Below are 11,415 nucleotides of genomic sequence, written 5' to 3'. Positions count from 1 at the left end.
GCATTTCGAGGCTCAATCACTTTCAGGCCTGTACCCTATCTGTCTACGCTTAAACGAACATGTTACCATCTTCGCTCCAAGACTCGTTATTGGTGGCGTGGCTAGCGCCTTTCCAAGCAGGTTTCTCACCTGCTAAGCTCGTTCAACCTAAGCTTGGTCGCTCCACTGTGGCATCCATTGATGTCCCCACGTTCCTACCTGATCGGTGCAATTCACGCTTGGAAAACAATTTTTCTTTTCAGTTAGACTCGGGGCTGTTCCTCCACTCCCATTACAGGAGATTCATCAGTCGTGCCCCTGCCCTCACAAGGATTAATGTATTTCGGCATGTGCCTTATAACAACCGTTTCGGGTAACAGCCCTTGTTGCAACGTCCCTTGCTTTCCAAGTCCCTTACAACCTAGCTATTCTTTCTGGACTTAGGTGCTTCCTCTAAGCCTGTGAGACCAATACCGCCATTGTTCGGCATAGCGTATTTCATAGGAAAAATTCTTACTTTACGCCGCTCACCCCACCGTTTGATGGTGCATATGTTTCCACATGCTCTAACTTTAGACCTGTACATTCGGAAGTTCGTCAGTTCAGTCTGTTTGAACATTCTCACCATATCCAGTTTTTCAGCCACGCGGCATATCCATTGGCATACCTTTTCTATTAGAATGGCTCCAGCCTCGTTCTGCCGAATCTACCTGTACTTCACACCTCATGTTCTGTTAAACATGACGCGCGCAGGAGTATTGGCGGGATGGTTTCGGGATACTTGGTTCCGTCATTCCCATCCTCGGTTGTAAAGTTAAGATTACTCATTGTAATCTTCTGCTTTTCACGCTGTTTGGCGCTTATAGCAGAACTTGTCATACTTTTCCGTTAGTTGAATGAATGAGTGCTTATATGGCAGTTCTAAATTGGATTATTTCAATAGGTCAGAAATAGCATTTCTACTTGAATAATTCTGTCAGTTAACGGGGAGAGGTAGCCGTTCTTTCAGCTACCTTTATATTTGTATATAGAGCTATTGTTTCCGTTAGGTTGATGTTCGTCCTTAATCAACCGCGTATGATCATTCAGTTGATCTGCGAATCGATGCAATCCGCTTCATTAATGTTTATTGTATAATTTGCTATTCGCCCAAATCAAATCCCCATCCTTTTCTAGTGTCATGTAATCTATATCCTTGTCTGTGGGGTATAATCGCAAACGATCAAAATTGATTTTATTTTCATTTATGCCCGCAATACGATAAACTACGACTTCTTTACTTTCAATTTTTAATATCAAATCATCCATTATAAATACCGCTCTTTCAGGCATATCTTCAACATGATGCTCGGTAAAGCTCTTGATATCGATCCACGAAATAACAGAACGATGGATACCTGATCCGAATGAATAGGCATAAACGATTTCTAAAACCCCGTCTTTATTGACATCGTATGGCACAGCGCTTGTTACACCGAACCCGCCAAACCCATTGCCAATATGAACAGCCTTTTGATTCGTCACGATAAACGTTTCCGAGTTCTTATAATCATCTACAATTTTATAAAGCTGACACTTTGTTTGATCCCAAATATTAGAGGGAGTAATCTCAATCAGTTCAATATCCGTTTTACTCGATTGAGAAATATCTGGAGTTGCTAAAATCAGTTTTTTTGCTTCTTCAATCGATATCTTTTCTTTGGTTTCTTCAATTATTATCTTTTTGGAATCACATGCCGAAAAAAGAAAGCAAAAAATCAACATAGTAATAAGCCCCATTAGCAGCTTGTTTTTCATTTATATTTTTCCTCCAAATACAAATTATCTTCGTCATAATTATCCCACTACTCTTGACATCAACACAAAAACACTAAACTACCCAAAGCAGCATAATAAGGCTGCCGCTTGATCTCGCGGCAGCCTGTTGTTGTACATAGTTCTCCGATAGTTGAATAACTAATCGAACATCATTCATATAAAAAGACCTTTGGGTTACATTCCGGCAGCAAAAAACTTATAAAACTTCTCTTTCATTAATAAAGAGGCTACCCAATCAGAATAGCCTTTAGATGATTCTATTTAAACAACACCAAAATCTGATTTGGACCTGTACGTTTCATCACCCGATACCCTTGATAGGAAGCAGTCGCGATCCCTTCAGCATTCGGTTTACAATATCCACCTGCTTTGCAAATTCCATCATCACGTACAAGCAATTGCCCTAATAGACCAACTGCAACCCATTCTGGTCTTTCTGAACGCGGAAGGTATTCTTTTGTATGATCCCAATTAGGATTCAAAATAGGTTGCCTTTCCGTTCTTTCTGGAAAGATAACATTTCCTTCTTGATCCTTTTCTTCTGGAATGACGACATCATGATATTGGACCCTCCCCCATTCATCGGTGACGTATTTATGCTTCCATCTTAATTCTCCGCTGTTTCCTAATATTGCAGGAGTAGCGCTTGTAATACCCAAAAGATAATCATCTTTTTCATTCGCTTTTCGTATTTTCTCACTCTCATCATCAAAGGTCACGAAGTACCCAACATCAATCGGCTGTCCGTCCACCGCTTCAAACATTTCCGCATAGTCGGCATTCCCTGTAACCCATCCATTATCAGCAATCCCTGTTCCACTACTTAAAATTTTCGCCGCTAATGATCGATTCGTTGCACTCGTCCCGTTTGCAAGATGCCATGAATAAGCGTCTGTTGCATTTCCGAATTTACCCATGACATGAACACCTTCCAAAAAGTTCGCATCCGTCGATTGTCCCTCCGTGTGGGAGAAAAATCCGGAAGCAATCGTGCTCACTCCCTCCGCGTGCGAAGTGAATCCGCTCGCAATGCTAAGAGCGCCTTCTGCATGAGAGTTTTGGCCGAGCGATTGCGTCTGGTTTCCTTCGGCATGGGAAAGATCGCCGGAAGCGATGGTGCGTTGTCCCTCCGCATGTGAAAAAATGCCGCTAGCCACTGTCAAGTTACCTTCCGCGTGAGACGCTCTTCCGCTGGCTGTCGTCTGGTCACCTTCTGCATGCGAAGATTCTCCTTGAGCCATCGTACCCTGTCCCTCCGCATGGGAAACGAGTCCACTGGCTACCGTATTTTCACCCTCCGCATGGGAGGCAATGCCCGAGGCGGTCGTTAGATTTCCCTCTGCATGGGCATGTGAGTTCATGGCTTGTGTTCTCGAGCCCTCCGCATGAGAGGCCGTTCCACTGGCAATCGTACTAATTCCTTCGGCATGAGAAGCACCTCCGCTGGCAATTGTACTGCTTCCTTCTGCATGGGAAGCTCCTGCACTAGCGGTGGTATTGGCTCCCTCCGCATGGGCAGTAAGAGCATTCAAACCCGTTGTTGTGTTTCTCCCTTCGGTATGGGAAGCCTCCCCATTTGCCGTCGTAGCTTGCCCTTCGGCGTGAGAGGCTCTGCCGATGGCTTGGGTTCGCTTGGGTGTTCCAGCGATTGTGAATTCTTCACCTTCTGCATGAGAGGCCGTTCCACTGGAAATCGTACTAATTCCTTCGGCATGAGAAGCACCTCCGCTGGCGATTGTACTGCTTCCTTCCGCATGGGAAGCTCCTGCACTAGCGGTAGTATTGGCTCCTTCTGCATGAGAGGACGTTCCACTGGCAGTACTAAATCCTTCTGCTACAGAACATCCATTTGCAGGATCAACAACAATACAGTCACTACAACAAGGTGTTAATGCCATAATCCCTACTTCTTGTTCTTGATTCTCTTCCTGCTGATTTTCACTAGACTTCATCTCGTTTTGATCAGACATAAAATCAACCCCTCTTTGATTCAATCAAGATAGTATATGTATTGAAGAGAATCATGCATTGGGAATTTGAATAGATTACTAAAAATTCCATGTATGTTTAGGACCATCTTATTGCCAAGTATTTTATAAAATCACACTATCATAGATTTGAGTTATTCCACAAAACTGCCCGTCCCTCGGTTTTAAGGGTTTATCTCACATTTACTCACTCATTCGCAGGATTTCGTCGCCTTGTATAACAGCTGTACTCCAGAAAGTAAGCTTGTTAGACACCGTCGTTCCATTTTTGGATATGCGGGAACAGAAGAAACGTGTGGAACATTTCTCCAAGTGCTATTCTTCTGCACGCATACTCCACAATTTCCTTGGTGTTTACCATCCCATGGCTCAACGGGTCTTTGCCCTTACATTCCTTCGTTACACCTAACCAAGGCGTGGAGACCGATAGCGTTTAGCGGACGGGTCTGAAGCCCTTGCTGGGCAGTAGCTCGGTTCTCCGTGCTTTCTTTTTGAAATCCTGCGAATGAGTCAATCTATGTGATCTTTTAGTTCATTTTAAGCAGCTTGCTTAACGTTGGGGCAGTTTTCTCAGGAGAAAAAGTTTCTCCTTTTTGAACAATGCTAATGATGATTCGTGCCAGTTTTCCAAGCAGTTTAAATACTGACTGTTGCTTCTTCATATGCTTGATTTGAACATTATTCTCATGCAACTGCCGGAACACAGGATTATTCCCGACGAGTTGGATCGTTTTGCAGAGGACAGCTCTGGTAAGCATAAGGGTAAAATCGTTATCTCCAAACGAGGAAGGCGTCAGTTACGCAAGTACCTGTATCTCGCCGTAGTGCACCTAGTTACGAACAATCCGGCTTTCCGGTCATGGCATGACCATAACGTTCAGGTGAAGAAGATGAAGAAGAACCGCTCCATTTTCAAACTCATTGGCAAGCTCTCCCGTATTCTGATTGGGATTTCACGAAGTAAGGGTCATTTTGATCCTACAATTGCGATGCCTCTGCAGGAGGTAGCTTAAAGTCGTTTTAATTGCTAAGTCGTCGCAACACATCTTTGTTTTTGCATGTTAGCTCATTCGCAGGATAAACAGCTATAAATAGCGCTGGCAGTACCGAGTGAAACATTCAAAAGGGCACAGACCCGTTGCTTAACAGCATCATCGGCCTCCACCTCTTGGACAGGTATAACGAAGGAATGTAAGGGCATAGACCCGTTGAGACATGGGAGGGTGAACCTCCAAGGGCATCGTGGAGAATAGCGCTCATACTGGATGAACATGGGAGATGGTACTTTCCCTCTGTTCCCGCATGCCTAAATTTCATAGAGTCTAGTAACTATCCCAGAAATTCAATCGGTACCACCATAAAAGGGGCAGATATCCTGCGAATGAGCGAGCATTAGCGAGAAAAACCTTTCATACAGAGGGAGGAATGTTTAGCCACACATGCGGCGCAAGCGCTGCACCACAGATGATGAAAATTGGTCGAAGAATCTGTCAATACTGCTACTATGGCTGGGAGAGGAAGGTCGATAAGCTATGGTGCCATAGAGCCCATCCGTTAGTCTGACTCCAACGACCACGGTGCATCGCAGATTATCGCTCCCTTAAGGGAAGCACCCATGGGAGATTAATCCTACTCTGGTTGCTGCACCAGCCTCATTTTTATATTATGTAACTCTTCTCGGGCACAGCCTTTTTTAAAAAAATCATTTGGCTAGGTCTACTTTATTATTGTCTTTTTGGGGTTTTTAGCGGATTTAATTTTCATGGGAGCTTAATGCCACCACCAGACTAAACGAATCATAATGCAATAGGGCTTAATTTCTAGTCCGTTAAAAACGGACAATGTTTGTGTCGCAAAACGATAATCGGATCAAGTTTGTGTCGCGAGCTGACGACACAAACTTGATCCGATAAATAAAAAAATCCCTAAGTTATAGGTACTTTATAGGACAATGTTTATGTCGTCCGACATGATGTGATGATTTGTCGGTTGACAAGAACTTGATGTCATAAATGACAAGAACATTATCCCATTCCCGACACGCGCGACGGCCCCTTTTTAAAGATGCCGAATTGTTCTTGACTCGCTTGAAGTTGACGAGAATAAGCAGTCCAATGGCGGCTATGCCCCACCCGTAAAAACAGAAGCCGCCCTCAAAGGTTGTTATCGAACTTCCTTTGAGGGCGGCTTTTGGTCATCTATCTACGTTACATCTCTAAGAGTTACAGCATTCCAACACGAACGGATTGCACCGCTGACGCTCTCACTGCTTAACTCGAAGATTCCGTGCAGATGGGCCTTCAGCATGTAAACAAATGTGCCGTAATGCATCTGCACCATCATTTTCGGATTCATCGGGATAAACAGCTTCTCCTGAATGGCTTCTTGATATAACTCGTTCATTGGCCCACACCATCCGCCGGTATAGACTTCTTGCTTTACCTCTTCGTAAATGTAAGGCGAGAACGAATACTGCTCAATAAATTGAAAGCCCTGAGGATATTGTTTCCCCAATTCGATAACCTGATTCCAACCGAATTCAAACTTTTCACGAATCGTTGTGCCCTTCAGCAAGCCTCCTCGCACATACTCTCCGTTAAACGTAACAATGGCTTTGTACAATTCGTTAACGATATCTTCTTTACTTTTGAAATAATGATAAATATTCCCGGTCGATACACCAGACTCCTTGGCGATAAGCGCCATTGAGGTAGCTTGTAATTCCTTTCGGATGATGATGTTAAGTGTTGTTTCAAGGACAGCCTGCTGCACCTTGTTATAGTTCTCAAACATTTGGTTATCCCGCTCCCACCATAAGATCGAATGATCATTCTAATCTAACATACACCTCATACAATCCGTAGTCAAGATTGTCAGATCGACCTGGCGTTATGACGAAGCGTTTCATAATGGGCTTACATATAATTCTTAGCGATCGTCTCCAAATATTCTTCAATGGACACAGAATTTCTAAGTGCCATCAGATCATTGCCTGCTGTTCCGATAACAGTGCGAAATTTATTGCTCTCTCCAGTCGCCAAAGCGGCTATGGCATCCACGATAATCTGAGGATCATCCAATGTTGAGCTGGATTCCGCATGATTCATTAAATTCTGCACTTTCGTCATCAGATTATCGTAATCCTGTATGTTATCATCTCGGTTCCAAGTGATACTGTTCTTGAAATTATTTCCTGTAGAACCTCCTTGCTCGATCAATCTAAGTTCGATATTCAACGGCTTCAGTTCGTAATAAAGACCTTCCGTCAGTCCTTCCAAAGCAAATTTAGACATATTATAGAGAGATCCGAGCGGCACCGCTGTCGTAATTCCCATGAAAGAGCTGATATTGATGAACATGCCTCCGCCATTGGCTCTGAAATGTGGTATAAATTTACGAATGACATTGATCGGTCCTCGCGTATTAACGGCGAATTGCCAGTCGATCGCTTCCTCTTGGGCTAATTCCAACGGACCGTAAGTCCCCATACCGGCATTATTGATTACGACGTCGATCTTACCGAACGCGGCTATGGCTTGATCTACCGATGTTTGAACTTCATGCACATTGGTGACGTCCAGTTTGAAAATTTTGATATTATCGTAACCGGTAAGCTCCGTTTCTTTGTCGGGTGTACGCATGGTTGCAGCTACGTTCCAGCCCATTTCAGCAAATCGAGTCGCCGTAAGTTTTCCCAAGCCTGAACTGGTTCCCGTAATAAAAACTGTTTTACTCATGTTAAAACCTCCAAATTATAAATTGAACATTCATTCTATACCAACTAAATGGTTTAGATCGAATGTTCATTCTATTATGATACAAGATCCGTTTTCTGTCAAATACTTCAGTCGCAAGCCGTTTTGACGACTGGATAAAAACGCATCCTTATTGGAAAAAATATAAAAGCACGTCTTTTCAAGCTGAATGGGATTTTTTGAGTCAGCCTATCATGCTTGTCATCAGGAGCCCCCATCCCGATTAGTTCCATAGGGTCAAATTCATTAACAATTTCTCTGATAGCTAAAAAATCACTCATATACTCCTTGGACAACTTCTTATTATTAATAACTACCAGCCCCCGATGCAAATTTTATGCTGAATTAATGGTACCACATATTGGAACTATTCTGCCCGTTCGTATTATGAGGTCACCAGATATTTCTGGTCGACCTCATTTTTTTGAGGCCGTAAAATATCGGTAGCCGGGGATCGAACGATTCTGCCCGTGGGACTTGGATCCCGAGAGCTATTCAATTCATCCCCCCTACTTGTTCAACCATGGTTAGGCTGGTTGGGACATGAATCCCGTATCACATGCGATAGTGTGGAAGACAAGAAGGTTAGGGGTTGCCGGTGAAAATACTACAGGAGTGATGTTATGAATCCAGTCATTGGTTTGGATGTATCAAAAGGAGAGAGCCATGCACAAGCTTTTTTAGACCGTGGAGTACCTCATGGGAAGATCTTTAGGTTTAATCATGATCTTGAAGGGTTAGCGTCTTTTCTAAATTATGTGAGAGGAGTGGAATCAGCTGCAGGGATGCGTCCCTCCATTGTTATGGAAGCAACAGGCCATTATCATAGCCCCGTTGTTCAGTTTCTGGATGAGCACCAGTATTTGAACATCGTCATTAATCCTCTAATCTCACATAACGCTAAGAAAACCAATTTGCGACGGTTGAAGACGGATGCCGCTGATGCCCATCTATTAGGGACGCTGTTTTATAAAGAAGAGTTTGAACCCTACAAAAAACGGGGTCAGCATCTCATGAACTTACGCTATCTAACTCGCCAGCATGAATCTTTAACGAGTATCTATGTCCAAGTAAAACTACAATTTCAGGCCATTCTGGATCAGGTTTCCCCCGAATATCATGGCGTGTTTGGTGACCTTTATTCAAAGGTTTCTCTTCGATTTCTGGCTTTACACCCAACGTCGAAAGAGGTCCTGGAACTGGATGAGAAGGAGATTGCTGCAACTATCGGGCGTCTTACAGGACGCGGCAAATCAGCTTTATGGTGTCTGGAGCGCGCTCAAATCTTAGTAGCAGCAGCAAAGCGAAATCCCTTTAAGGAGACGGCTTTTCCAAGTCATCTGATCTCCATGCAGCTGCTCATCAAATTGCTTCTTCAATACCAGGACCATCTAGCAGACCTTAATAAATCGATAGAGGCCCTAGCTGAAGCGTTACTTGAATATGATTTAATCCAATCGATACCCGGGATTGGCACTAAAATTGCTGCAACAATTTTAGCTGAGATCGGGGAAATCGATCGGTTTGATCACGCAAAGAAACTGGTGGCATTTGCTGGTATTGATCCAAGTGTTTTTTCTTCAGGCAAGTTTACAGCAACAATAAATAAAATAACTAAACACGGTTCCAGGAGGCTTCGTACTGCCCTATATCAAGCTGTACGATGTGGTATTCGCAGTAATAGAAATAAAAAACTAAGAGATTATTTTGATAAGTAGCGTGCTGAAGGAAAGCTGTTCAAAGTAGCGATAATTGCTTGTGTGAATAAACTCATCCACTGGATTTTTGCCATCTTAACTACTAAAGAAGCGTTCCGTTTAGATTAAGTAGCAAGAAATAGAAATATATGGAACGTTTTTCCGTGCTTTATGGGACGGTTCTTTCCCATGCACTTTTTTAAGTATACCACCTCATGAATCCGCCATTAATAATTAAATATTGACAAGCTATTAGCTGGAATAGCGGAATAGGCTGCCGATCTATTGCTGGCGGCAGCATCGTTGTGTTGAATTTATTAGACAGGTTTTTTAATAATAAAAAGAAACCGGTTACCTCGGCGATCATCGGTCCCTCGGGCTCTCCGATTAAATTGGTTTCGCTACAATGTAGGTAGATTTGTGACTTTTACTTCCTCAATCTCTTCGATATCCAATTTCCTAATGATTGCACGATCTGGACTATAAGAACAAGCAAAAGCACGGAGGTGTACATCACATCCGGTTCCCAACGCTGATATCCGAACCTTATTGCAACGTCCCCTAATCCCCCGGCTCCCATAACTCCGGCCATTGCCGATGCACCTATTAACCCAATCGTGGCAATCGCTAGTCCGAGAATCAAAGCTGGCCGGGCCTCTCTTAAGATAACGCGAAATATAATCTGCTGTTTAGAAGCGCCCATAGCCTGATAAGCCTCTATGATACCAGGATCGACCTCTAATAATGCTGTTTCCATCAAGCGTGAAATATAAGGCGCGGTGTAAAAAACAAGAGGGACGATAGCTCCTTTCACACCAATGGTCGTACCGACAAGCCATTTCGTTAAGGGGATAATGGCAACCATAATAATAATAAATGGTATGGAACGAATGATATTAATGACAGCATTCAGTATATGATAAACACCTGAATTTGCATAAAGATTACCTGGTCTTAGTACCACCAGCAGCACGCCTAGCAATAGTCCAATTACGCTTGAAATCACTAACGAATATCCGACCATGACAGCCGTTTCGTTGATAGACTTCAGATAAAGGTCTGCATCTTCTATTAATTTATTTAACATCTTCGATCACCTCAATCCTTAAGCCCTGCTCCTTCAGAAAACGTATACCGTTCTCAATAACAACCGGATCTCCCGTTAAATGCAATACCAATGTACCGAAAATTGTTTCTTTAATTTGAGTGATATTCCCGTAAATAATACTGGGACGCAAAGTAAATTTTGCTGTTAAGTCTGCCAGAACAGGCTCCGTCACAGAATCGCCGATAAATGAAGCCCGTATTAAGGTGCCTGCTCTCCCCGGATTTCGCAATTGAGTCCAAAGCATTTCCGGAATTTCCGTATCAAAAACACTTTTGATAAACTTGCGTGTTGTATCGGTTTGCGGTGCATAAAACAGATCGATAACCGAACCCTGCTCGACAATGCTGCCATTTTCCATGACGGCAACCCGATCGCAGATTTTTTTGATGACATGCATTTCATGCGTGATAAGGACAATCGTAATCTCGTATTTACGGTTAATATCCAGAAGCAAGTCCAGGATAGAGTCTGTGGTTTGGGGATCCAATGCTGAAGTAGCCTCATCGCAAAGTAAAATCTCCGGATCGTTCGCCAAGGCTCTGGCAATCGCAACACGCTGCTTTTGTCCTCCTGAAAGCTGACGCGGATAAGACTTTTCTTTGTCCTGAAGACCAACCACTTCGAGCAGTTCTCTTACTTTGGCTTCTATTTTCTTTTTTGGAACCTTTGCCAACTCCAGCGGTGCGGCTACGTTCTGATAAACGGTCCCTGATGAAAGCAGGTTAAAATGCTGGAAGATCATCCCTATCTTTCTTCGCATCATCCTCATGTCCTTCTCATTTAATTGCGACATCTCAACACCATGGATCCTGATGCTGCCTGAAGTTGGCTTTTCCAAATAATTGATGCAGCGCAAGAGCGAGCTTTTGCCTGCCCCGCTGTAGCCGATCACACCGAATATTTCACCTTTACGGATTTGAAGGTTGGCCTGTCTAACCGCTTCTACCCGTACTCCCTTTTGTTCAAATGTTTTACTGACATTTATCAAGTCAATCAAGATGTACCTCTCCTCTTATGCAATCATAAAGGCAAAAGGCCTCCTTCAATTGGAAAGAGACCTCTGTTTTTTC

At 43.3% G+C, this 11,415-nt stretch carries 7 protein-coding genes and 2 pseudogenes; 2 read left to right on the top strand and 7 right to left on the bottom strand.

The window, feature by feature from the left end:
* Positions 1 to 1,098: 1,098 nt before the first annotated feature.
* Positions 1,099 to 1,776 (bottom strand): hypothetical protein, encoded by a 678-nt coding sequence (locus QFZ81_RS07835; protein ID WP_307445878.1) that lies wholly within the window; start codon positions 1,774 to 1,776, stop codon positions 1,099 to 1,101.
* A 278-nt stretch (positions 1,777 to 2,054) separates the two neighbouring features.
* Positions 2,055 to 3,767, bottom strand: coding sequence for a peptidase G2 autoproteolytic cleavage domain-containing protein (locus QFZ81_RS07830; protein WP_307602171.1), 1,713 nt, complete (start codon positions 3,765 to 3,767; stop codon positions 2,055 to 2,057).
* 752 nt (positions 3,768 to 4,519) lie between these two features.
* On the opposite strand from QFZ81_RS07830, the pseudogene QFZ81_RS07825 reads away from it, so the two are divergent.
* Positions 4,520 to 4,798 (top strand): annotated as a pseudogene (locus QFZ81_RS07825) (transposase); the annotation flags it as partial.
* A gap of 1,189 nt (positions 4,799 to 5,987) precedes the next feature.
* Here QFZ81_RS07825 and QFZ81_RS07820 read toward each other — a convergent pair.
* From QFZ81_RS07820 to QFZ81_RS07810, 3 genes are all read right to left on the bottom strand, one after another.
* Positions 5,988 to 6,578, bottom strand: coding sequence for a TetR/AcrR family transcriptional regulator (locus QFZ81_RS07820; protein WP_307445884.1), 591 nt, complete (start codon positions 6,576 to 6,578; stop codon positions 5,988 to 5,990).
* Positions 6,579 to 6,700: 122 nt separating this feature from the next.
* The gene (locus tag QFZ81_RS07815) at positions 6,701 to 7,522 is read right to left on the bottom strand and encodes an SDR family oxidoreductase (RefSeq protein WP_307445886.1); all 822 of its coding nucleotides are present in this window, start codon (positions 7,520 to 7,522) and stop codon (positions 6,701 to 6,703) included.
* Between the two features lie 107 nt (positions 7,523 to 7,629).
* A complete protein-coding gene (locus QFZ81_RS07810) occupies positions 7,630 to 7,821 on the bottom strand; it encodes a hypothetical protein (RefSeq protein ID WP_307445887.1) in 192 nt (63 codons plus the stop codon).
* A 342-nt stretch (positions 7,822 to 8,163) separates the two neighbouring features.
* On the opposite strand from QFZ81_RS07810, the pseudogene QFZ81_RS07805 reads away from it, so the two are divergent.
* Positions 8,164 to 9,366, top strand: a pseudogene (locus tag QFZ81_RS07805) (IS110 family RNA-guided transposase).
* A 298-nt stretch (positions 9,367 to 9,664) separates the two neighbouring features.
* Here QFZ81_RS07805 and QFZ81_RS07800 read toward each other — a convergent pair.
* Both QFZ81_RS07800 and QFZ81_RS07795 read right to left on the bottom strand, forming a co-directional pair.
* Positions 9,665 to 10,324: a methionine ABC transporter permease gene (locus QFZ81_RS07800; RefSeq protein ID WP_307445889.1), complete on the bottom strand. Its 660-nt coding sequence runs from the start codon at positions 10,322 to 10,324 to the stop codon at positions 9,665 to 9,667.
* Positions 10,314 to 11,342: a methionine ABC transporter ATP-binding protein gene (locus tag QFZ81_RS07795; RefSeq protein ID WP_307445891.1), complete on the bottom strand. Its 1,029-nt coding sequence runs from the start codon at positions 11,340 to 11,342 to the stop codon at positions 10,314 to 10,316. The genes QFZ81_RS07800 and QFZ81_RS07795 overlap by 11 nt, the downstream gene beginning before the upstream one ends.
* Between the last annotated feature and the right edge of the window lie 73 nt (positions 11,343 to 11,415).

The organism is Paenibacillus sp. V4I9 (assembly GCF_030817295.1).
Taxonomy (GTDB): domain Bacteria; phylum Bacillota; class Bacilli; order Paenibacillales; family NBRC-103111; genus Paenibacillus_E.
This window is presented reverse-complemented; position numbering and strand designations above follow the sequence as displayed.